This window comes from Paenarthrobacter sp. AMU7 (assembly GCF_041200195.1).
Classification (GTDB): domain Bacteria; phylum Actinomycetota; class Actinomycetes; order Actinomycetales; family Micrococcaceae; genus Arthrobacter.
The window spans coordinates 828,232-850,994 of the sequence record NZ_CP165735.1 but is presented as its reverse complement, the minus strand read 5'-3'; the positions used below and the strand labels follow the sequence as shown (position 1 = coordinate 850,994).

The following is a 22,763-nucleotide window of genomic DNA, read 5'->3' as shown; positions in this document are numbered from 1 at the left end:
CAGCCGTGTGAGGAATGCCCCGCCGGCCCGACGGGTTGTCCAGAGCATGAAGATTGAGATCTGGTCAGACGTCGCGTGCCCGTGGTGCTACATCGGCAAGCGCCGTTTCGAGACCGCGCTGGCACAGTTCCCGCACCGCGATTCGGTGGACATCGAGTGGAAGAGCTACCAGCTGGACCCCTCCGTACCCGAGCACTACGACGGCACCGAATTGGACTACCTCAGCAAGCGCAAGGGTATGGCTCCTGAGCAGGTAAAGCAGATGTTCGCCCACGTCACCGAGACTGCCAAGGGCGAAGGCCTGGATTATCACTTCGACAAGGTGGTGGTGGCCAACAGCTTCACAGCCCACCGCCTGATCCACCTTGCCGCCGCACACGGCCGCCAGGACGCAGCCAAGGAGCAGTTGCTCAGCGACCACTTTGAGCACGGCAAGGACATCGGCAACCAGGAGTACCTCACGGAACTCGGCGCGACGCTCGGGCTGCCGTCCGATGAAGTGGCAGAGCTCTTCACTTCCGACAAGTTTGCCGAAGAGGTCAACCAGGACATCAATGAGGCCCGCGCCATAGGCGTCACCGGCGTCCCGTTCTTCGTCATCGACCGCAAGTACGGCATCTCCGGCGCCCAGCCCGCCGAACTTTTCAGCGAGGCACTGAACCAGGCCTGGCAGGAAGCCAATCCCCTGATCCCGGTGGGCGCCTCGGACGCCGAGGCCTGCGGGCCCGACGGCTGCGCGATCTAGCCAGCCAACCGCCGTCGTACCTTAACCCAAGTAGGTAACAGCAAACGTCGCTATGAGTGCTCATTGCGACGTTTGCTGTTACTCAGTTGGGTCAGCGGCTAGCCTTTCACCACGTCAAGCTCGACGACGGCCCAGGACAGGGCGGGCAGCGTCAGGCGGAGCTCGGAACCAGTCGCCTTCACGCCCTCCAGTGCCGTCAGGCCAACGCGGCCCGGCTGCTCCTGGCTGTTGATGGTGAAGCGGTCGCCAGCCTCCGGGATCTCCAGAACCTCGGCGCGGAGCACCTGGCGGGCGTCGAAACCGCGCAGGGCGACCTCGACGTCGGCCGCTTCTTCCAAGCCGCGGTTCGCGAAGAACAGGGCAACCCGGCCTGTTTCCTCGTTCCATGTAGCGCTGACATCCACCAGGTCCGTGTCGCCGAAACGGTTGTTCGAGTACTTATCCGAGTCCACCGAGAGCCGCAGAATCTGGCCCTTGGCGAGCTCGGCCATGCGGGCGAACGGGTGGAAGATGGTCTGCTTCCACGCTGGCCCGTTCTCTTCCGAAAGGATCGGCGCGATCACGTTGACCAACTGCGCCTGATTGGCGATTTTCACGCGGTCACCGTGGCGGAGGAGCGAGTTGAGCAGCGTGCCCACCACCACGGCGTCGGTCACGTTGTATTTGTCCTCGATCACCCGGGGGTGCTCACGCCAGCCTGCCTTGGCCACATTGTGCGGCTGGTCCTCGGTGTCCAGTCCGCGCTGGTACCAAACGTTCCACTCATCGAAGGACAGATTGATGTGCTTCTTGTGCTTGCCCTTGGCACGCACAGCGTCCGCGGTGGCCACCACTGACTCAATGAAGTAGTCAGTATCGACGGCGGAGGCCAGGAAGCTGCCCACGTCACCTTCATGTTCCTGGTAGTAGGCGTGGAGGGAAACGTAATCCACTTCGTCATAGGTGTGGGTGAGGACCGTCTGCTCCCACGCGCCGAAGGTGGGCATGCTGGAACTGGAACTGCCGCAGGCCACCAACTCAAGCGAGGGATCCACGAACCGCATGGCTTTGGCGGCTTCCTGTGCCAACCGGCCATACTCGTCGGCGGTCTTGTGGCCAATCTGCCAAGGCCCGTCCAACTCGTTGCCGAGGCACCAGAGCTTGATGTTGAACGGGTCCTTGTGCCCGTTCTTTGCCCGGAGGTCGGACAGGTACGTGCCGCCGGGGTGGTTGGCGTACTCCACAATCTCGCGGGCTGCGTCCACTCCCCTGGTGCCCAGGTTGATGGCTTCCATGATTTCCGTGCCGGCCTGCTTGGACCAGTCCACAAATTCGTGCAGGCCAAACGCGTTGGTCTCTACGGTGTGCCAGGCACCGTCAAGCCTGCGCGGCCTGTTTTCGCGGGGGCCGATGCCGTCTTCCCAGTTGTAGCCCGAAACGAAGTTGCCGCCGGGGTACCGGATGACGGTGGCGCCCAGTTCCTTGACGAGTTTCATGACGTCCTGGCGGAAGCCGTTCTCGTCCGCCTCGGGGTGTCCGGGCTCGTAGATGCCGGTGTAGACACAGCGGCCCATGTGCTCCACGAAGGAGCCGAAGAGTCGTCGGGGTACCTCGCCAATGGTGAAGTCGCGATCGAGGGTGATGCGTGCGCGGGACATGTATCTCCTTGGTTGTGATGCTGAATCTTTGGTTGTCAAAAAGGTGCCGGTCAGGTTCCGGCGAGTCCCGTCGTCGCAACGCCTTTGATGATTTGGCGCTGGAAGAAGAGGAAGACCACAATCAGCGGCAGCGCGGCCAGCAGCGCGGACGCCATGTTCTGCGCGTACTGGATGCCGTAGGCGCTCTTGATGGTCTGCAGCCCCACGGGGAGGGTCAGCAGGTTGCCGTCGTTGGTGGCGATGAACGGCCACAGGAAGTTGTTCCACGCGCCGATGAACACGAAGATCGCGACGGCGGCCAGGATGGGCCGGGACAACGGCAGGATGATTTGGGTAAAAATCCGCAAGCGACTGGCGCCATCCATCACAGCCGCTTCCTCGAGCTCGCGCGGGATCTGGTCGAAGAACTTCTTCAGCACGAACACCATGGCGGGGTGGATGACCTGCGGCAGGATGATGGCCCACGAGGTATCGATCAGGTTCAGCGCCAGCATCTGGTAGAACAACGGGATGATCAGCACGGGTGGCGGAATGATGATGGACGCGATGATCACGGTCATCAGCACCTTCTTGCCCTTGAAGTCGATCCTCGAGAGCGCGTAGGCCACCAGTGCCGAGATGACCAGGGTGATGGCCGTGATGGCAGCCGAGGTGTAGAGCGAATTCCAGGTCCAGAGCGGGATGTTGCCGTCCTGGAACACCTTGACGAACGCTTCAGGAGTGAATCCCGACGGCGGCAGCCAGGTGACGTCCGGAGCGGCGGCATCCGTCTCGGTCTTGAAAGCGGTCGCCGTGGCCCATGCGAATGGGATCAGCCACAGAACGGCAATAATAGCGGCGACCACGACGGCCGCGATCCTGCCCACCGTCAGCTTCTTGCGGGGTTGGCGGATCTCCGGGCTGTTTGTGGTGGTGCTGGGTGCGGGACGTGTCAGGGTAGGGGTTGCCATTGCTTATGCACTCCTGCGGCGGGTGATGACGAACTGCATGACGGAAACAACCACGATCAGTCCGAAGAAGATGTAGGAGATGGCTGCAGAGTAGCCCAGCCGGTAGCCGGTGAACCCGGTTTCAAAGATGTACTGCACCACGGGGCGGGTGGACCCTGCCGGGCCGCCTGCGGTCATTTGGTAGACCTGATCGAAGATCTTCAGTGACGCCAGGATCTGGAGGAGCACAATCATCACGGTGGTGGGGGTGAGCTGCGGCAGCGTGATGGAGAAGAACTGGCGCCAGGCTCCGGCGCCGTCCAAGGAAGCTGCCTCGTAGTGCTGGGCCGGGATGTTTTGCATGGCGGCCAGGTAGAGCAGGAAGTTGAAGCCCACGGTCCACCAGAGGGTGGCGATGACAATTGCCCACATGGCCACGTTGGGGTCGTTGAGCCAGGCAACCCGAGGGAGGCCGATGCCGGTGAGGAACTCGTTGATCAGGCCAAGCTGCGGGTTGTACAGCCAGGTGAAGAACAGCGAAACCACAGTGGAAGCCAGCAGGTACGGCGCAAAGTAGGAGAGCCGCCACAGCCATTGGGCCGGGAGTCCCACGTTGAGCAGGGCTGCCATGACCAGGGCTACGAGGACCAGGGGCACGGTGCTGATCACCGTGAAGTAGAGGGTGTTGCCCAAGGACCGCCACATGTCTGCGTCGGCCAAGGCCTCGGCGTAGTTGGCGAAACCGATCAGGCTGTCGTTGGCCCCGGTGAGGGACTTGCCCGTGAGGCTCATGTAAAAGCCGTAGAGGATGGGCCAGACGAGGAAAACGAGGAAGAACACCAGGAACGGGGCGGCAAATCCCCAGCCGCTCAGGTTGCTGCGGGTGCGGCTCCCGGGTTTGCGCAGACTCTCCGGCCTCGGCCGGGACAGCGTAGAGGTACTCATTCAAGAACTCCTTTGGTCGCTCGGTACGTGGGCCGGTTAGACCGGGTTGGGACGGGAGAGGAGGGTGTTGGTGCGCTGTTCAAACGCATCCCATCCGGCGGAGGCCTTGTCCCTGCCCAAGAGGACGTTCTGCACGTTCTCCGCAAAGTAGGTCTGCCAGTCCGAGCCGGAGCCACTGAACCAGGCCTCGGGATCGTAGGCGATGATGTCCGCAGCGTTGGCGTAGTGGATCTGCGGGGTCAGTTCGCGGTACGCCTGGGATTGGACCACGGGCTGGTAGCCGGGGATGTGTCCGGCTTCTGCCCAGGACAGTGATCCCTTCAGGACGTCGGTGACAAACTTGTAGACGTCCCGGCGCTTGTCCTCGTTGACGTTGAGTTGCCGTGGGAGTACGAACGAGTGCGAGTCAGCGTAAGAGGCCGGTGTCCCATACAGCGTGGGAATGGTGGCCGCGTCAACGGGAATGCCGGCCTTCTTCATGGTGGGCAGTTCCCAAACACCGCTGAACAGCATCCCGGAACCGCCACGGGCGAACTCGGCGATACCGGTGCTGATGTCACCGGCCTGGGCTGCGATGGTGTCGTCGAACAGGGAGGCCATGAATTCCAGCGACTCAATGGCCGCGTCCCGGTCCACTTTCATAGGCTGCCCTGGCGTCAGTTCCATGTCCACGCCGTGCTGCTTGTAAAGCGTGTAGAACAAGCGCCACATCTGCGATCCACTGCCCAGATAGCCGAAGGACAGGCCGTGGGCCTTGGTCACTTTCTGCATTTCCAAGGCCATTGCCTTGAACCCGTTCGGCGAGCTCACCTCCTGGAGCAGCCCGTTGCCGCCCAGGACGCCCGCTTTGGCTGCTACGTCCGTGTTGTAGAACATGACGAACGGGTGCGAGTCCAGGGCAATGGAGAAGACCTTGCCGCCATGCTGGCTCTTCTCCCAGATCCTCGGGGCGAAATCCGAGGCCGTCACACCGTTCTCGGCGAGCAGGTCCAGGTCCCAAGGATCAATGAGTCCCCCTGGCGCGTAACCGGGCACCCTGCTGGCGTGCATAATAGCTACCTCAGGAGGGCGGCCTCCCGCCGATGCCATAGCCAACTTGGTGTAGTACGGCGGCCCCCAGGCCAGCACTGTGGGGTGCACCTTGAAACCGGGATTGGCCTGGTTGGCCGCGTTGATCATGGCCTGCATCTTGATGCCGTCACCGCCGGAGAGGAGGTGCCAGAACCCGATGTCCTGCACTGCGGCGGCCTGGGCTGCCCCTCCGCAACCGGTGAGGCCTGTTGCCAGGAGTCCCCCGCCAAGGAGGGCCGATCCTGTTAGTAACTGTCTCCGGGACAACTGTTTCCCGGTCAAAGAATCAAACTGCTTCACCCGTCACTCCTTTGGATGGGTCCGCTGAAAGGTCACTGCTGCACTGCTCAAAAGCCGGCTCCGGTGCGTCCCCACGCTCGGGTAAATGGTGGCCCGGGGTGACGCAGGTCTCACATTACATCGATGTAATAGGCAGGGCAAGAGAAAATTGTTAGCGCCAACATTTTCGGTGGGAAGTGTCGTTTCAGGCCCAGGGAACTCCCGGCTCAGGCGCGGCTGCTGTCCCGCTCTACGATCTCGTACTCGATTTCAACAAGACGTTGCCCATGGGACCTGTCAGACATGCGTTCAGTCAGCAGGCGAAGGGCCTCCGTGGCAATCGCTCGCTTGTCGAAGGAAACCGTGGTGAGGGACGGTACCGCAAAGCGACCGTCAATCACATCGTCAAACCCTGCCACCGCGATGTCATCCGGAACGCGCAGGCCTCTCTTCCACAGGAGATTCAATGCGCCAAGAGCCATGGAGTCCGTGAAACAAAACAGTGCATCCGGCACCGGGTTCGAGTCCAAATACTCCGCAAGTGCTTCAGCGGCTGATGCGGGCGTCCAGCTGTCGCAGGAAATCCTCAGTGACTCATCCCTGGGGATTCCCAGCATGTCGAGCGCAGCTTCATAACCACCCCTCCGCTGAATGGCTGTGGCGGATTGTCTTCCTCGATTTACCCCCAGAACCGCGATCCGCCTTCGCCCGGGCCGGGCCAGAGCCAGGGTCATGTCCCGCGCCGCAGCGAAGCTGTCCACAAAGACGCGGTCAGCCAACTGCTGGGTGACCTCGCCCAGGAGAACAACCGGGGGCAGCGCGACACCCACTTGCACGGCACTTTCCTTGAGCACCACGGGGTTGAGAATCAGCCCATCGATGAGGTTGGCCCGCGCACGTGTCATCAACTCGTGCTCACGATGGGGGTCGGAGCCGGTTTCCTCGATCTGCACGCTGAAACCCTGCGCATGGGCAACTTCCACGATGCTTTGGGCCAGTTCCGCGGAGAAGGGAGTAGCCAGGTCCGGCAGTGCCAGGCCGATGACACCTGAGCGGCCATTCCGCAGTCCGCGCGCCGAAAGATTTGGGACGTAGTCGAGCTCCGCCATAGCCTGCTCAACCCTGAGCCGGGTGGGTCCACTGACCGGCACGACGCCGTTCATCACGTTCGAGACTGTCTTGGGCGATACCCCTGCACGGCGCGCCACGTCCTTGACCGTTGCGCGCAATACGCCCCCTAGCTACAGTGTTGACCGGCGATGCGATTGACCGGTTTTCCTTGATGCTACGCGAGTTTTGACCCGTGGATGCAGCGCTCCCGCGCAGGTACCGACCAACGCGGGAGCGTAGGGTGCCATCCCTGACCCGCGGGCGGGCCGCTCTTAGCTAGCTTTCAAAGGCCGCACGGAACGCCGCCAGCGCGGCATCCCCTGATTCCAGGTCGTCTCCCCCGGCGGCCTTCGCCTCGAGGCCTACTACCCCCGCGTATCCGGCCTTCTGAAGAGCATCTGCGACTCCGCGATAGTTGACTTCCCCGGTGCCGGGTTCGCGGCGGCCCGGGACGTCGGCCACCTGTATTTCTCCGACCCAGGGCAACGCGGCCCGGACAAGTTGGATCAGGTTTCCCTCACCGATTTGGGCGTGATACAGGTCCAACATCATCCTGACGTTGGGGTGGTTAACCGCGGAGACCAACGCCAGGGTGTCTTTGGCCCGCGCCAAAGGGATCCCGGGATGGTCCAGAATGGTGTTCAGGTTCTCCAGCGCGAAGGTTACTCCGTGCTTCTCGCCCAGCGCGCCCAGGCGCTCGAGGGTGCTTCGCCCGGTCAGCCACATCTCGCCGGTAGACCGGTGAACCGGTCGGACAGCATGGCCGCCCTCCCCGAGCTCCGCAGGGTGGACCACCATCCGCTCGACACCAAGCTCAAGCGCCACGGGAATCAACTTCTCCGCGGAAGCCAGCACCTCCTCGGCACTACCGGGATCAGTAAGGCTGCCGCCGAAATAGCCGCTCATCGACGAGAACCGGGCTCCTGTTGCTGCCAGGGCCGCGATATCCCGGCCCCGGGTGTCCCACAGCTCCACTTCGAACCCTTGCCCGTGGATCCTCTTCACCCGCTCCGTCAAGGGCAGTTCGCCATAGAGCATTTCAGCGCATACGGCCAAGCGGAAGCTCATGCTTTATCCCCCACAGTGAGCAACGCGGGCTCCGCCGGGCGCAGTGCGGCAATCGATGCCACATCAACAGGCAGCCCCGTGTGGGCCGAACGGGTGGCAGCCAGGGCAACAGCCAAAGCATTCCGCGCGTCCGCTCCGCCGGCACCTTGGGCCACGGGAGCCTGGGTACCATCGCGGCCAGCCTTCACCGCATCCACAAAGTGGGCGAGTTCAGCCGTGTAGGCATCGTGAAAGAGATCCACGTTCAGGCGGACGGTGGCCGCATTGATGCCGGCAGCAGTGTAGCTCGTGGCCGAGCTGGCCTGCGGGCCACCCGCCGTCACCATACCCGCAGATCCAAATACCTCTCCCCGCACGTCATAGCCGTACAGCGCATTGAAGTTGGCCTCGGCCACGGCAATGGCCCCATTGCTGTAGGTCACGGTGACTACAGCGGTATCCAACAGGCCGCCCTCTTTTGCCTCAGGAGCAACCAGTGCGTCAGCCACGGCATGGACTCGCACTGGGACCGCGCCGGGGTTCAGCCAGTTCAAGGTGTCAAAGTCGTGGATGAGGGTCTCAAGAAAAATGGTGCCCGGCGGAATCCTCTCCGGATTGGCGATCCCGTCCCTGCTGCCCGGGTCCCGTGTCAGGGACCGCAACAACTGCGGGGTTCCCACAACGCCATCATCGATAAGTTGGCGGGCGGCAGCGAAATCTGCAGCGAAGCGGCGGTTGAAACCGAACTGGACCACCACACCCGCGGCCTCTGCTGCTTCCAGTGCCGCGTCAAGTTCTTCCACGGTACGGCCGCCCGGCTTTTCGCAGAAGGCATGCTTTCCTGCACGTGCGGCCGCCGAGATCAGCCCGGAATGAAAGCGGGCCGGCGCGGAGATCAGGACAGCATCCACCTCGGGATCGTTCAGTACATCCTCCGGGTCAGTACTGATCTTGCGGACACCCAGTCGGCCAGCCAGCGTCTGGACGGCGGGGAGGGCCGGATCCACGATGGCCTCCAGCCGGGCATTGGGGATCCGCTGGGCAACGGATTCGGCGTGGAAACTGCCAATCCATCCCGCTCCGATCAGAGCAATACGAACCGGTCGGTCTTCACTGACCTGGTGCTGAAGGTAAACCATGGGAGCTCCTGACGCATGTCTTCTAGATCGTTCTAGTCCGACCATACTGACATGCGGTTCACGTCCCGTCTAGATCGTTCTATACACTGATTGCAATTGGAGGAAATATGTCAGAACTGCAGCGCCGCCCCACCCTGATGGACGTAGCCGAGGCGGCTGGCGTCTCGCGGGCCTTGGTTTCCATCGTGATGCGGGGCGCCCCCGGTGCAGCGGAATCCACCCGGCAAAGAGTCCTGCAGGCGGCCAGCGATCTCGGTTATCGGGCAGACTCCCGCGCCAGGCTGCTGCGGAGCAGCAGGACGAAACTCCTGGGCCTCACCTTTTCCAGCTCACAGCCGTTTCACGCTGAAATCGTCGACGCCGCCTACGCCGAGGCGTCCGCCAAGGGATATGAGATAACGCTGAGCGCCGTGGCCGGCGGCAGACCCGAGGCGCGCGCCATCGAGACCTTGTTGGATGTTGGCGCCGAGGCGTTGATCATCATCGCCCCCACCCTCAGCGTGGATGATCTGGCACGGCACGCCCGACAGGTGCCGGTAGTGAGCCTCCTGCGCGAGGATGTGGGCGAGTACGTGGATTCGGTCAGCAGCGACGATCACGCCGGCATCGTACTGGCCGTTGACCATCTGGTGGGTCTGGGTCATCGCCGGATCGTCCACGTGGATGGCGGCGAGGCTGTCTCCTCGGACAAACGCCGGGAGGCGTACCGCACTGAAATGGTCCGGCACGGCCTGCAACCTGTGGTTGTTTCCGGCGGCCCCGGGGAAGAGGACGGCATGAGCGCGGGGCCGATCCTTCAGGCTGATCTGCCAACGGCAGTCATCGCCTTCAACGACAGGTCGGCCCTCGGAATCATGGAAAGCTTCAGGGCTGCGGGAATCAGCATCCCCTCAGATGTATCGGTGCTGGGCTATGACGACAGCAACTTCGCCAAGCTGAGTTACGTCCAGTTATCCTCTGTCAGCCAGGACGCTCCGCTCCTTGCGGCAGCCGCCGTCGGCCGCGCCGTGGACCGGATTGAAGGGGCAAAGTCGCCGGGCAGCGTGGTCCGGACCCCGCACTTGGTCATCCGCAAAACCACGGCCCCAGCTCCTGAAGGAAACAGCGACACCTGACCTAACCCGCAGCTCTTAGTGACAGATCACTGTAAAGTGTCTATATGCCCAGGATCACGGCCGCCACGAATGCTGCCCAACGCGCCGAGACCCAACGGAGGATTCTCACCGCCTTCGGTGAACTTCTCTTCACCCATGGCCTCCCCGGCCTGACCATGACCGACGTCGCCCGGCATGCGGGGGTGGGCCGTACCGCCGTCTACAACTATTACGCGGACATGGAACAACTGCTGATCGCGTACGCCTTGGACGAGACCGAGCGCTTCATTGTTGATCTCCGGGAGTCACTGGCCGCGCTGGAAAACCCCGTGGACAGGCTGGCCCTCTACGTCCGTGCGCAAGTGGAGGACCTCAGCCGCCGCCATCTGCCCCCGGGGCCGGCCATGGCCGCTGTCCTCTCCCCCGGCTCCTTCGCGAAGCTCGCGGACCACGTGGGCGACCTCAACATCCTTCTGCAGGACATCCTTCAAGACGGTGTCCACCAGGGCTACCTCCCTGACGTCGATGTCGCCCAGCTGGCGCGACTCATTCACGGAACGCTGTCTGCCAGCGCCGCACGACGCAACCGAACGCCCGACGGCGAGACTCCCCCAGCGGCCCCGGCCACCGACGTCGAAGTCCGGACGGCTACTGAAGCAAACACGGCCGTTGAAGCGCACACAGCGCAGACGGTGCACTTCATCCAGCTCGGGGCAGGAGCACGCTTCGACGACGACGGCCGGCCGATCCGGTTGGAAGCACCCGTCCACAACGCCCCCATCCACGACGCCCTGGCGGGCTAGCACAGGCGCGCGGCGCTGGTCTTGCTGCGGCCGTTATTGCCCCGCCGGAAGCGTCGGAATGATCGGCCACTTGGAGTTGTCAGCGATACGCAGGTCTTCGCGCGGACACAACAGCTTTCCAGGGGTCTGATCCACCAGTTCGGGCTCCACCAGGCCTTCGTAGCCTGAGGTGAGGATGACATCCACGGACTCGTCCTCACGGTTGTCCTGGAAGTAATCCGTGCCGGCAAGGTTGCGCTGGACGTTGAACGCAGCCGCCTGGCCCTTGACGCCGGAAACTACTACGGCCACTCCGGCGTAGGCGGTCTCGCTGTTGTCCACCGAAGCCACTTTGAAGCCCCGGGCAGTAAATTGCTCAGCCACGGTACCTGCCAGGCCGCCGCGGGAGGTGGCGTTGAAGACGTTGAGGTTCACTGTTTCGTTCGGAACGTAGTCGAACGTGGTGGTGGGGCACAGGCTGACGGGGGCTTTACTGGCGATCGCGGTGGGGACTTTGATCACGCCATTCATGATCGCCCAGGCGCCTACGGCCCCGGCAGCGATCACACCCACCAGCAGGACCAGGACAATTCCGTGAAGCAGCCGGCGCCGGAAACGGCTCTTCTGGGCCGCGGCATCCTCGGCAAAGGTGGCCCGGAGCTCCGGGCCGGTGACCACGTGGTGGCCATGGAGCAGCGTCACATCCTTGGGACGCTTACGTTTTTTTGCCGGGGACGCCTCCGGATCGGCGGGACCCGTCCGCCTAGCCATCGATCACCAATACACGTGCGTGAATTGCGGTCCTCTGGTGGAGCGCCGTGCGGACGGCCCGGTGGAGCCCGTCTTCGAGGTACATGACGCCCTGGTACTGGACAACGTGCGGGAACAGGTCGCCAAAGAAGGTTGAGTCCTCAGCCAACAATGCCTCCAAATCCAAGGTCCGTTTGGTGGTTACCAATTCATCGAGGCGGATAGGGCGCGGGGGCAAGGCAGCCCAGTCCCGCGGCGCCGAGTATCCATGGTCAGGGTACGGGCGTCCCTCGCCCACAGCTTTGAAGATCACCCTGCAAGCCTATGGAAGTTGGCGCCCTAACGGAACTTGTGACCCGCGGCACAGGCAGGTTGTAGCCAAAAGGTGACTTCCGGCTTCTGCTCCTACGGCCCCGGACCTGGACGCCCGCAGATCGCCTGACTTGAGCAAGGCCCTGATCTGGTTCCCGGGGGTAGCAAAATAGCCTCTCCACGGGCACGGTAATGGTTACAGCGGCCAAAGAGGGAATCAAGAAACGTTGAATCGACTGCTGATGCCGTCTAGGTCCAGGCGCGACCTTCCCGCCGCGGCGATCATTCTTCTCACCCTTGCAGGGTGCGGGACAACGCCTGGCACCAACCCACCTACCAGCACCGCGGAGCAGACCATGGACCCAGAACAAGCCCGCACAGAGTACTTCGACCTCTTCAACAAGATTCAAGCCCTCGCCCCCGGCGACTGGACAAAAGTCACTCCAGAGGCTCCGGGGGACGCCTGCCATCTGCCTCTGGGCATGGAAGGGACTCAATTCAGCTTCGACAGCATGCACGGCGGCGTTGTTCAAACCCAGCCTTCGGGGGCCAACCGGGACCAGACCACCACTGGCTTTGGCGATGGCAAATTCTCCATGCAGCTTGGAACCAGCAGCTTCGGCACCACGCTCGGCGGCAACACTCGATGCGCTCCGGATCCCGAGGGCAAATTCCAGTAGGAAGCAGTGACCAGCAAGGTCCGCCGGTACTGGCGCGTACTTTCCACGAGTGCCGTCTAAATCCTTCGTGGGGCGTCACAGACGTCATAGCTGTGAGGGTGGCCGCGGGGACTGACAGAATAGGGTCATGACTCAACCGCTCCAAGGTACTGACCGGACCGCTGCCCACGCCACGCCCGCCCTGGCGTTGCTGTTGGATGTCGACGGCCCCATTGCCAGCCCTGTGACGCGCGACGTCAAGCCGGACATCATCGCGGACATGGTGGCGCTGGCCTCGGCGGGCATTCCCGTCATTTTCAACACAGGCCGCTCTGACGCGTTCATCAGCGAGCAGGTCATGGAGCCCATGATCGCCGCCGGAATGCCGGCCAACACCGTCATCCACGCCATCTGCGAGAAGGGTGCTGTGTGGTTCAGTTACACTTCGGAAGGCCCCGGTCCCATCCATGTGGACCACGAACTCGCGGTACCCAAGGCCTACGGCGACGATATCCGCCGATTGGTTGCCGAGGACTATTCGGCGCACATGTTCTTTGACGAGACCAAGCGCGCCATGGTTTCCGTGGAGCAGCACCTGGACGTGGCCAGCGCGGACTACCTGGCCGAACAGAAACTCTTCGACGCCGACGCCCTGGACATTATGGGACGGCACGGCCTTAACGCGGCGATCCTGGACCACCACGCGCCGGAATCCGATGACACGGCGGACTACCGCCTGGACCCCACCATCATCTCCACGGACATCGAATCCGTCCGCCTCGGCAAAGACCTCGGCGCGAGCCGCGCCGTCGAACTGCTCGCGGCCCAGGGCATTACTCCGCTCTCGTGGCGGACTGTGGGTGATTCCCGCACGGACTATGCCATGGCAGACTGGCTTCACCACAACGATCACGACGTAAAGCACGTGGATGTCCGGCCCGCAGACGGCGTACCGGTGAAGCCCTACACCATCCTGACGGCCTCGGACCTCCAACTGGCGGACGACGTCATCCACGACGAAGCCGGCGGCGCTTTCCTCCGCAGCTGGCGCGAGGCCCTTTCCATCTAACAACCAGCGAGTCCAGTTTCACGCACCGACGATCCCGGAGATACAGCCATCACACAAGCACAGGTCGATCCGATCTACCACGGCAGCCCGTCCATTGAAGAGGACACGATTGCTGAGGCGATTTCGCCTGCCGTCGTCGCGCACCTTAAGCACCGGTCCGACGTCGTCCGTCACCGTGGGCGGTACGCCCTGATCAACGCCGACCTCACCCCGCAACAGGCCATGGTGTCCGATCTCCTGGCTGTCAGGGCGGCACTGGACGCTGCCGGCGTCGATTTTATCCTTGTACGCGGCAATGACGAGAGGCCGGTTGTCGCTGTCGACTGGGAGTCGCGCAAAGAGGTCCGTGAGGCGCTGGTGTCAGCGTTCCGCAACGAGCCCTTCTACTCCATGACAGTGGACGCCAAGAAGAAGACCTCGGTCCTGGTGGCTGACGGCGAGCTGTCCGCCAACCGGAAAGCCCGCATCTTCCGCCTGTACCGCCCGCGTGTCGAAACGGGCGGTGGCCTGTGGTACGGCCCGGCGTTGGGTGTGCAGCTGGAACTGTGGCGGTTTGAAGGCGACCATCTTGAGTTGCCCGTGGAGAACTCGCTGACACGCCGCACCATGCTGCGGCAAGACGCTGTCCGTGGAACCGTCCAGCGGCACGGCCTGACCTGGCCCACCATCGAGAACATGTTCGCGGACCACGCCAGCGACATCGACTTTGATATCGACATGGTTTTCTCGTGGGTGGACGGCAGCGACCCCGAGTACATCGCCAGGCGGCGCGCGCAGCAGGCCGGGGCAGTTCTGGGCGAGGGTGACGACCATGAGGCCCGCTTCCGCCAGATCAACGAACTGAAATACGCGCTGCGTTCGGTGCACATGTTCGCGCCCTGGGTCCGGCGGATCTTCATCGCCACGGACTCCCCCGCCCCGGAGTGGCTGGCCGATCATCCGTCAGTCACGATCGTTCGCAGCGAGGAGTTCTTCGCCGATACCTCAGTCCTGCCCACGCACAACTCGCAGGCCGTGGAATGCCAGCTCCACCACATCGAGGGGCTTTCCGAGCACTTCCTGTACTCCAACGACGACATGTTCTTTGGCCGCCCCGTGGGCCCTGACATGTTCTTCACTCCCGGCGGCATCACCAAGTTCATCGAGGCTGACACCCGGATCGGGTTGGGCGAGAACGACGCCGAACGCAGCGGCTTCGAGAACGCGGCACGCGTCAACCGGAAGCTGCTCTGGGAGCGCTTTGGCCGGATCACCACCCGGCACCTCGAACACACCGCAGCTCCCCTGCGCCGCAGCGTGGTGGCCCGCATGGAGAAAGAATTTCCGGCGGAATTCGCCAAGACCGCCGGGAGCCGTTTCCGCGCTGCGGACAACATCTCGGTCACCAACTCGTTCTACCACTACTACGCACTGCTCACGGGCCGCGCCGTCACGCAGACCAACGCCAAGGTCAGGTACGTGGACTCCACCATGTGGGCAGGCCTGCATTACCTGCCCAAGCTCCTGGCGAAGCGCCACATGGACTTCTTCTGCCTGAACGACGGCAGCTTCCCGGAGGTTGAAGCCAACGAGCGCGCGGACCTGGTGACGGACTTCCTGGAGAAGTACTTCCCGGTTAAGGCGCCTTGGGAGAAGTAGAGACACCCGGAGCAACAAGCGGCATCGACGAGGTGTGTGTGCCAGGCGATGTGTGGGCACCCACCCGCGATTCGTGGGGAATGCGGATGCCGGCTTCAGCCAGCCGACGCTGAACCTCGTCAGCGTCCACGGGCTCGCCCACGGTGACGCCGCCGGACATTGGCACCACCGAATGCACAATCGTGTGCTCGTACACATGGATCATGTTGTACGACTGCGCGCCGTCCCTGCCTCGCTGCGCGCCTGCGCGGACACCAAGGTCCTGCGTGTAGCACGTGGCCGAGGCCACCGATACCGGGATGCCGGCGAAGCCCGCCGTCGTGGAGTAATGCAAGTGTCCACCCAGGATGGTGCGGACGTCAGTATTACGGACGACGGCGGCCAGTGCGGCTTGGCCGCGCAGCTCCACCAAAACGGCGAGGTCCTGGACGCACGGGACTGGAGGGTGGTGCAAGGCAAGGATGGTGCCGTCGGGTGCAGGGGTGGCCAGTTCGGCAGCCAGCCATTCGAGCTGGGACTCTGACAGTTCACCGTAGTGGTGGCCAGGGACGGTGGTGTCCAACGTGATGATGCGGAGCCCGTTGACGAAGTAGCTGCGGTCCACCGGGTCGTGGGGCTTGCTGGCCTCGGAGGCATCCACAAAGGCGGAACGGAAGTTGGCACGGTTGTCGTGGTTGCCCATGGCCCAGATGGCTTTGGCCCCGAGGGCGTCGCAGACTGGTTCGATCATGTCGCGCAGCCGCTTGTAGGCTTCCAGCTCACCCTTGTCCGCGAGGTCTCCGGTGAAAATGATGGCTTCCGGCCTGATCCGGGAGGCGATGATCTGGTCGCAGATCTCCTGGAGCCTGGTGGCACTGTCCACAGAGCCATAGAGCGTGCCCGGACCACCCACCAGGTGCAGATCGCTCAGGTGCAAAAGCACATGACCTGGTTTGGGGTACTCGGCCTCGATGAGCTCCATAGCTTGCCTTAGCGTTTGGTGGGAGACGGCGCCTCCCGTATCAATCCAGTAGGGCCAATCCAACCAGACAACTAGCCAACAACTGGCTAACATCCGGCGGAATGTTGGAAAATTACTTTCCTCCCTTCAGAATTGATGGCTTTACGCCAGCGCCTTTTCCACTGCCTTCACAAGGTCTTCGGAGTCAGGCTCCACTGTGGATGGGAACCTTGCCACGAGATCTCCGCCCCGGTTTATGACGAACTTCTCGAAGTTCCACTTCACCTTGGCAGGCTGGCCGTCCTCATCCTGGGTCAGCTTCGCGAACAGGGGGTGCTGCTGCTTCCCCAGGACGTTCGCTTTGCTGGTCAGCGGGAACGTTACGCCGAAATTCCGCTCACAGAATTCCGCGATCTCCTCGTCCGCGCCGGGTTCCTGTCCCCCGAACTGATTGCAGGGCACGCCGAGGATCTCCAGGCCCTGTTCGCGGTATTTGCCGTACAGCTCTTCGAGCCCGGCGTACTGGCGTGTGAAGCCGCACTCGGACGCCACGTTGACCACCAGGACCGCTTTCCCCTCGAACCGGCCGAAGTCCGCTTCTGAGCCATCGTTGAAGGTGAGGGGAATGCTGTACAGGCTGGTCATGGGATTCGCTTCCTGACGACGTCGGCTGGCGGGCTTGCCGCCATCGAGCTTACGGGAGCTGGCTTGGGGGCGCGAAACGCAGACGTGCCGGCGTTTCGCGTGCCCTCAGCGTGGGGACCTTTAGGGCGTCGGAGGAAGGACCAGGGTGGACAACAGCACCACCGTGCCGTTGGGCAGCCGGACCTTGTCCGGTGCTACCAGGACATATCCGGGCGGAAGAACCACCACTGGGAGCGTTGACGGCAATACAGCAACGGGCGCCGGAGCAGGCACAGGAGCCACCGGCGCAACGGGAGCCGGAGCCGGAGCCACGGCCTGCGTCACGGCCGGCGCAGCAGGTGCTGGAGCCACCACTACAGGAGCCGGGACTGCTGCGGCCGGCGCTGCCGGAGCGGGCGCGGCCGGGGCAACCACCGCAGGTGCCGCCGGCGCTGGTGCCACAGGAGCGGGCGCTGCCGGCGCTGGAGCGGCCGGAGCCGGTGCCGCAGGAGGCACGACGGCGGTCGGCGCCGAAGCGTCCGACGACGTCACTGGCGGTGCAACAGTTTTCGTGGTCGGAGCCGTGGTCGGAGCCGGCGCCGTGGTGGTCGGCGAAGGCGTCGGAGTTGGGGTAGCTGTCTGCGTAGGTGCGGCCGTGGGTGAAGCAGTCGGCGTCGCAGTCTGTGTAACGGTCGGCGTAGGCGTTGCAGTCGGGGTCGGAGTCGGCGTCGCCGTCACGGACGGTGAGGCGGTCGCCGTCGGACTCTGCGTTGGGCCCGGCGTCTGCACCGGCGGCGTGGTGGTACCCGGAGTCGTGGTGCCTGGCGTGGTGGTACCCGGAGTCGTGGTGGTAGGCGGAACCACCACCGGCAGTGGCTCGTGCTCTTCGTGCTCTCCACCGATGACGGCGCGGTTGGTGCCGTCGGCCACCGGAACGGCCCATTCCGGAGCCGCGGACGTTCCCGTTCCAACGCCGGGCTGGTAGTTGACCATGGAGATGTTCTGCAGCGGATCAATCTGCCGCATGGGCAGGTAGGTCCAGCCGTTGGGATTGGTGTGCAGGCCGTTCACGATTGTCTCGAAGTGGAGATGGCAGCCCGTGGACCAGCCGGTCGTGCCAACCTGGGCGATGACCTCGCCAACCCGGACTGATTGGCCTTTGGTGACGCCGATGGCCTGCAGGTGGTTGTAGGTGGTGACCAAGCCGTTGCCGTGTTCGATCTCCACGCGGTTTCCGCCACCCCACAAGTGCCAGCCGACGGCCCGGACCACACCGGCGTCGGCCGCGTAAACGCGCGTTCCGCAGGCGGCGGCGTAATCCTGGCCCCAGTGGAACTCGCCTGCCAAGCCCGTCAGGGGGCTGTAGCGGTAACCATAGTTGGAACTCAGGTTGAGGACCTCTAGGGGTGCGTACAGGGCACCGGTGGGCGGACGGGACAACCCGGCGGAAGCTACCGTGAGGCCTGTGGAACCGTCTTTGCTGACGGTTCGGACCATGGCGCGGTCAAAGTAGACCATGGGCGTTCCGGGAAGTTGTTCCGGAGGTTCGGGCATGGGATCGATGACGAGTGTCTCGGCCTCCGGCGGCACCAGGGTGCCCAATGCCGTCGGTTCAACCACGCCCTGCGCCAAGGAACCGCCCACACCACTGGTGGAAACGGCACTGAGAGGCTGGAACCCGAAGGCGAAAAAGGCCAGGATGGCCAGGCTTCCCGCGATCAGGACGCGATGGAAACCTAATGCTCGGATCAAGTTTATTGCCCGGTCTGAATCATGATGCTTGCCCACAAAACACTCCCCAAAAGCCAGCGGCACCAAACCCCAGCCTGGCGTGCAAGCACCATTGTTGCGGGAATCACAACAGAAATAAAGGCTTCCTGCGTCGTTGCCGAAGAAAGGTTCCATCAGTTTTTGCTCAAGATTCTTGAGCCTGAGGTCAGGTAGCCGTAGGCCCGGCGGCCTTTGGGGAGTTGGACGACAGGCACGCCTCAGCTAAACAGCAGGCAACACTGGACGGGCGGACTAGCCGACGAGCCTCTGTACGTTTTCCATGATGGTTTCGCGGCGCCGTTTGAGGCTCGGAAGCTTGGACCGGGCCATCTCGGGAGTGAGCGTATGCCAAGTCATGGCCAAGGCACGCACGCTTGCCAGCAGTTCGATGGGTGTGAGATCAGAGCGAAGGTGGCCGGCTTTCTGGGCGCTTTCGATCCGGGAAAGCTTTTCCTGGTGTGAGGTCACCAGGGTTTCAAGGTCCGCCGCCTGGCCGCGTTCAAGGATGTACCAGTTGGTGAGCCTGAGGACATTGGGATCCTTCTGGTAAAGGTCAAAAGCACGGGCCGCGTACGCCGGCAAGTCCAGTGCGTCGAATTCGGTCTCCTCCACTACTGCGACCACCCGTCGGGAGAAGACCTCGTCAAACAACTGTTCCTTGCTGCCGAAATACCGGTACAGCATCGCCTTGTTGGCCAGTGCCTCGTCAGCAATACGGTCCACCCGCGCCCCGGCTATGCCATGGCTGGCAAACTCCTCCTCTGCCGCCTTCAGGATCCGCTGCCTGGTTGCTTCTGCATCTCTCGCCATGCCCTCACCATAGCAAGTAACTGGTTAGTTGACAGCGATGCATTTCAAGAGCATGGTTAAAAACCAACCAGTTAGTTACTTAGAAAGGGTCCGACATGTCAGCAACGCACATGGAAACAACCCCTGCCACGCGATTGTCCAGAACCGTAACCTTGGCGGTCATCTTGGGCTGCCAGCTGATGATGGTGTTGGACACGTCCATCGTCACCACGGCACTGCCGCACCTTGAACGCGAACTTGGCTTCAACAGCACAACGCTCTCGTGGGTCCAGAACAGCTATGCGCTGGCGTTCGGAGGGCTGCTGTTGCTGGGCGCCCGTATCGGAGACCTTCTGGGCAGGCGCCGGGTCTTCATGGTTGGCGTAGGAGTGTTTACGTTCGCATCCCTGCTGGCCGGGGTCGCCTTCAACGCCGAGGTCATGATCGGTGCCCGCGTACTCCAAGGCGCCGCATCGGCTTTCGCCATCCCGGCAACCCTGGCGCTCTTGGTGCAGACCTTCCCCCAGCCCGGGGAACGGTCCCAAGCGATCAGCATCTACAGTGCCGTGATCGGGGCCGGGGGCAGCGTGGGCATCATCGTCGGCGGCGTCTTCACAGACCTGCTGTCGTGGCGATGGGGCTTGCTGATCAATGTTCCGATCGGAATTGTCGTCTTGCTGCTGAGCCCACGTTTCCTACCGGAAACCGGAAGGGTCAAAGGCAGTGTAGATATCGCGGGCGCGTTGACAGTTACAGCAGGAATGTCCGCCTTGGTCTATGGCCTCGTGAACGCGGGTGAGGCCGGGTGGGGGAACCTGACGACGATCGTTTCACTCGCGGCAGCCGTGCTCATGCTTCTGGCTTTCGTACTCGTCGAGCGTCATGCCGAGCGGCCCATCACTCCCCTGCGTCTCTTCAAGGACATGACCCGGTCGGGCGCCTATATCATCCGGATTCTGATCGTGGGGGCCATGTTCTCCACCTTCTATTTCCTCAGCCAGTACCTCCAGAATGTGCTGGGCTTCAGCGCGTTCGCGGCCGGAATCGCCTACATTCCGCTCACGCTCCTGTTCTTCCTCATGGTCTACGCGATCAAACCCCTCAGCGCCTTGCTGGGCAAGCCGGCACTGCTGGTGGCCTCGTTGGTCATCGCCGGCCTGGGCATGCTGTGGCTCAGCTCCATAGGCCCGGGCACCGCGTATTTCCCGGACGTCCTGCTTCCGCTGATCGTGCTCGGAATCGGCCAAGGAACAGCAATCATCCTGCTGACCGAGTTTGGCATGTCAGGCGTGGCGCCTGCGGATAACGGCGCCGCCTCCGGACTGGTCAACACGGCACATCAGCTCGGCGGGTCCATCGGCTTGGCACTGTTGACGGTGGTGTTCGCGGGCTCCGGCGGAACAGCCCAAGGGATGGCAGGAGCCGAGGCCTACGGAGCAGTATTCACCTCGGCCACCTGGTTTTACGCCCTGGCCGTCCCCTGCGCTGCACTGATCTACCTCGCCCAACGCAGGGCGGCGGGAAACGCGTCAGCTACCCGACCGTGACCCAACGGGCAGGGAGGGCAGCTCGGTGAGTGACCCGTCATGGTCCAGACCCAGCACCAGGTCCAGATCGAGGCGGGCCAGGAACCCGTCGTCGTGGCTGACCAGGATGACGGCACCGCGGTAGGCATTCAACGCTTCCACGAGTTGGTCCACACTCTGTATGTCGAGGTTGTTTGTTGGCTCATCGAGAATCAGGACCTGTGGCGGCGGATCGGCAAAGAGAAGCTTGGCCAAGGAGACCCTGAACCGTTCACCGCCGGAGAGAGTCCCAACGGGACGGTAGACGCTATCACCCCGTAACAGGAACCGGGCCAACTGGTTGCGGATTTCCCCGACAGGGACACTTGGTGCGGCCGCCTGGACATTTTCCAAAGTTGTCGCGGCCTCGTCCAGGCCGTCGAGTCGCTGCCGCAAATACCCGGACCGCTCGGTCAGGAGCCAACCACCTGCGGTGCCGGATTCGACGTCGTCATCATCCTCTGTCCACGGTTCCCCGCTGACCAAACGTTCGAGCAAGGTGGTTTTTCCCACCCCGTTGGCGCCGATGATGGCCACCCGTTCCGGCCCCTCCACCACAAAAGCACGATTGGTTCCCCGCAGCTCGGCGATCCGCCGGCTGCGGGGAACATCCGGATCCGGAAGGTTCACGCTGATCCGTTCGTCTTCCCTGATTTTGGAAGAGGCCACATCCAGCGCAGCCTGGGCAGCGTCCACCTTGTCATCCGATCCTGATCGAAGCTTGCCCGCTGACACCTGCGCATCGGAGGCCCGCTGATTCATAAGGATCTTGGAGCCCTTCTTGTTGTCATAGCTGGTTTGACCGGTGCGGGCACGCTGCGCCAGCTTCATCTCAGCTTCCTGGCGCTGGCGCTTCTCAGTCTTCACGGCCTGCTTGGCAGCTTGGGCAGCCTGAACCGCAGCGGCCTGCTGCTCATCAACATACGACCGCCAAGCACTGTACGGACCCCCGAACACTTCGAGTTCTCCACCATGCAGTTCCGCTGTGTTGTCCATGATCTCCAACAGTGTCAGGTCGTGGCTGACCACCACCAGCGTTCCCGGCCACGTGGACAGGAGAGCGGACAGTTTGGTTCTCGCGTCCCGGTCCAGGTTGTTCGTTGGCTCGTCCAAGAGCGTGATTGCCCTCCCCTGAAGCCGGAGCCCCGTGATGGCAACAAGCATCGCTTCGCCTCCCGAAATTTCGCCTACGTTCCGCTCCAGGTCCGCCCCCGAAAAGCCGACATGGCGCAGGGATTTGTCAGCCCGGGCTTCGATATCCCAGTCATCGCCCACCGCATCGAAGTTCTCCACCGAAACGTCACCGGCTTCGATGGCCCGCAGTGCTTTCACTTGAGGGCCGATACCCAGCAGGTCCGCCACCGTCGAGTCAGTCACGAGGGTGAGAGTCTGCGGAAGGTATCCGACATCACCGTTGGTCGTGATACTGCCACCCGTAGGGGCAAGGCTCCCGGCAATGAGGCGCAGCAAGGTTGATTTTCCGGCACCGTTGGACCCCACAAGGCCTGTACGGCCCGGTCCGAATGTTCCGGAGATCCCGGCAAGGGCAGTGGTACCGTCGGGCCACTGAAGGCGCACGTCGGTCAGGGTGATGGACGGGTTTTTTGTTGTAGACATGATGTTCCGAAGGCTCCAGTGGTTTCAGCGAATGCGCTGCAACCACCGGCCCACGAGGGCATCAGGGCAAGGTCAGCGCACGGTTGGCGTCGTGAAACCTGTAATGCCCGTCAAAACATCGGCCTAACACTGGGGAATAGAGGACTACAGTCTTGCAAAAGCCCTCAATGAAGGCAACTTGCCTCCCGCAGGCTCCTTCGCCGCCACCGATGCGCACGTCACCACCGGCGTCGTGACGTTCTGGACCGCCAG

The 22,763-nt window shown here is 62.9% G+C and carries 21 protein-coding genes; 7 read left to right on the top strand and 14 right to left on the bottom strand.

All coding sequences use genetic code 11. The features are described from left to right. Positions 1 to 46 precede the first annotated feature (46 nt). Complete coding sequence (locus tag ABQM86_RS04090; protein ID WP_369745993.1) at positions 47 to 745, top strand: DsbA family oxidoreductase; 699 nt, start codon at positions 47 to 49, stop codon at positions 743 to 745. 98 nt (positions 746 to 843) lie between these two features. Here the strand turns inward: ABQM86_RS04090 and ABQM86_RS04085 are convergent, their stop codons facing one another. The 7 genes from ABQM86_RS04085 to ABQM86_RS04055 form a co-directional block, all read right to left on the bottom strand. Next, positions 844 to 2,382, bottom strand: a complete 1,539-nt coding sequence (locus tag ABQM86_RS04085; protein WP_369745992.1) for an alpha-N-arabinofuranosidase — start codon at positions 2,380 to 2,382, stop codon at positions 844 to 846. A gap of 50 nt (positions 2,383 to 2,432) precedes the next feature. Continuing rightward, the gene (locus ABQM86_RS04080; protein WP_207596203.1) at positions 2,433 to 3,332 is read right to left on the bottom strand and encodes a carbohydrate ABC transporter permease; all 900 of its coding nucleotides are present in this window, start codon (positions 3,330 to 3,332) and stop codon (positions 2,433 to 2,435) included. 3 nt (positions 3,333 to 3,335) lie between these two features. Next, entirely contained in the window at positions 3,336 to 4,256 is a 921-nt protein-coding gene (locus ABQM86_RS04075) for a sugar ABC transporter permease (RefSeq protein ID WP_311211322.1), read from the bottom strand. A gap of 36 nt (positions 4,257 to 4,292) precedes the next feature. Continuing rightward, the gene (locus ABQM86_RS04070) at positions 4,293 to 5,627 is read right to left on the bottom strand and encodes an extracellular solute-binding protein (protein ID WP_369745991.1); all 1,335 of its coding nucleotides are present in this window, start codon (positions 5,625 to 5,627) and stop codon (positions 4,293 to 4,295) included. A 206-nt stretch (positions 5,628 to 5,833) separates the two neighbouring features. Next, positions 5,834 to 6,835 (bottom strand): LacI family DNA-binding transcriptional regulator, encoded by a 1,002-nt coding sequence (locus ABQM86_RS04065; protein ID WP_369745990.1) that lies wholly within the window; start codon positions 6,833 to 6,835, stop codon positions 5,834 to 5,836. 157 nt (positions 6,836 to 6,992) lie between these two features. Continuing rightward, entirely contained in the window at positions 6,993 to 7,784 is a 792-nt protein-coding gene (locus ABQM86_RS04060; protein ID WP_207596200.1) for a TIM barrel protein, read from the bottom strand. Beyond that, on the bottom strand, positions 7,781 to 8,902 hold the full coding sequence (locus ABQM86_RS04055; protein ID WP_280626562.1) for a Gfo/Idh/MocA family oxidoreductase: 1,122 nt from the start codon (positions 8,900 to 8,902) through the stop codon (positions 7,781 to 7,783). Before ABQM86_RS04055 ends, ABQM86_RS04060 begins: the two co-directional genes overlap by 4 nt. Before the next feature lie 107 nt (positions 8,903 to 9,009). Between ABQM86_RS04055 and ABQM86_RS04050 the strand changes: the two genes are divergently transcribed. Continuing rightward, positions 9,010 to 10,017 carry a LacI family DNA-binding transcriptional regulator gene (locus ABQM86_RS04050; protein WP_369745989.1) on the top strand — a complete coding sequence of 336 codons (1,008 nt, stop codon included), beginning with the start codon at positions 9,010 to 9,012 and terminating at the stop codon, positions 10,015 to 10,017. Between the two features lie 44 nt (positions 10,018 to 10,061). Next, positions 10,062 to 10,799, top strand: coding sequence for a TetR/AcrR family transcriptional regulator (locus ABQM86_RS04045; RefSeq protein WP_207596197.1), 738 nt, complete (start codon positions 10,062 to 10,064; stop codon positions 10,797 to 10,799). Between the two features lie 33 nt (positions 10,800 to 10,832). Here the strand turns inward: ABQM86_RS04045 and ABQM86_RS04040 are convergent, their stop codons facing one another. Together ABQM86_RS04040 and ABQM86_RS04035 are read right to left on the bottom strand one after the other, a co-directional pair. Continuing rightward, positions 10,833 to 11,480 carry a LytR C-terminal domain-containing protein gene (locus ABQM86_RS04040; protein WP_026541840.1) on the bottom strand — a complete coding sequence of 216 codons (648 nt, stop codon included), beginning with the start codon at positions 11,478 to 11,480 and terminating at the stop codon, positions 10,833 to 10,835. Between the two features lie 61 nt (positions 11,481 to 11,541). Beyond that, positions 11,542 to 11,841 carry a type II toxin-antitoxin system VapB family antitoxin gene (locus tag ABQM86_RS04035; protein WP_011773432.1) on the bottom strand — a complete coding sequence of 100 codons (300 nt, stop codon included), beginning with the start codon at positions 11,839 to 11,841 and terminating at the stop codon, positions 11,542 to 11,544. A 355-nt stretch (positions 11,842 to 12,196) separates the two neighbouring features. Here ABQM86_RS04035 and ABQM86_RS04030 point away from each other — a divergent pair, with 355 nt between their 5' ends. The 3 genes from ABQM86_RS04030 (at position 12,197) to ABQM86_RS04020 (ending at position 15,206) form a co-directional block, all read left to right on the top strand. Beyond that, positions 12,197 to 12,520, top strand: coding sequence for a hypothetical protein (locus tag ABQM86_RS04030; RefSeq protein ID WP_369745988.1), 324 nt, complete (start codon positions 12,197 to 12,199; stop codon positions 12,518 to 12,520). Positions 12,521 to 12,647: 127 nt separating this feature from the next. Beyond that, positions 12,648 to 13,568, top strand: a complete 921-nt coding sequence (locus ABQM86_RS04025; protein WP_369745987.1) for a hypothetical protein — start codon at positions 12,648 to 12,650, stop codon at positions 13,566 to 13,568. Between the two features lie 222 nt (positions 13,569 to 13,790). Next, positions 13,791 to 15,206 (top strand): stealth family protein, encoded by a 1,416-nt coding sequence (locus ABQM86_RS04020; RefSeq protein WP_369745986.1) that lies wholly within the window; start codon positions 13,791 to 13,793, stop codon positions 15,204 to 15,206. Here the strand turns inward: ABQM86_RS04020 and ABQM86_RS04015 are convergent. From ABQM86_RS04015 to ABQM86_RS04000, 4 genes are all read right to left on the bottom strand, one after another. Continuing rightward, positions 15,184 to 16,167, bottom strand: a complete 984-nt coding sequence (locus tag ABQM86_RS04015) for a phosphodiesterase (RefSeq protein ID WP_207596194.1) — start codon at positions 16,165 to 16,167, stop codon at positions 15,184 to 15,186. The two genes, ABQM86_RS04020 and ABQM86_RS04015, sit on opposite strands and share 23 nt — an antisense overlap. Before the next feature lie 141 nt (positions 16,168 to 16,308). Further along, a complete protein-coding gene (locus ABQM86_RS04010) occupies positions 16,309 to 16,791 on the bottom strand; it encodes a glutathione peroxidase (protein WP_280626551.1) in 483 nt (160 codons plus the stop codon). A gap of 120 nt (positions 16,792 to 16,911) precedes the next feature. Further along, positions 16,912 to 18,522 carry a M23 family metallopeptidase gene (locus ABQM86_RS04005; protein WP_369745985.1) on the bottom strand — a complete coding sequence of 537 codons (1,611 nt, stop codon included), beginning with the start codon at positions 18,520 to 18,522 and terminating at the stop codon, positions 16,912 to 16,914. Between the two features lie 270 nt (positions 18,523 to 18,792). Further along, the gene (locus ABQM86_RS04000; protein ID WP_207596191.1) at positions 18,793 to 19,350 is read right to left on the bottom strand and encodes a TetR family transcriptional regulator; all 558 of its coding nucleotides are present in this window, start codon (positions 19,348 to 19,350) and stop codon (positions 18,793 to 18,795) included. 95 nt (positions 19,351 to 19,445) lie between these two features. Between ABQM86_RS04000 and ABQM86_RS03995 the strand changes: the two genes are divergently transcribed. Next, positions 19,446 to 20,876 (top strand): MFS transporter, encoded by a 1,431-nt coding sequence (locus ABQM86_RS03995; RefSeq protein WP_369745984.1) that lies wholly within the window; start codon positions 19,446 to 19,448, stop codon positions 20,874 to 20,876. Here ABQM86_RS03995 and ABQM86_RS03990 read toward each other — a convergent pair. After that, entirely contained in the window at positions 20,859 to 22,511 is a 1,653-nt protein-coding gene (locus ABQM86_RS03990) for an ABC-F family ATP-binding cassette domain-containing protein (protein WP_369745983.1), read from the bottom strand. The genes ABQM86_RS03995 and ABQM86_RS03990 overlap by 18 nt on opposite strands. Positions 22,512 to 22,763: the final 252 nt, after the last annotated feature.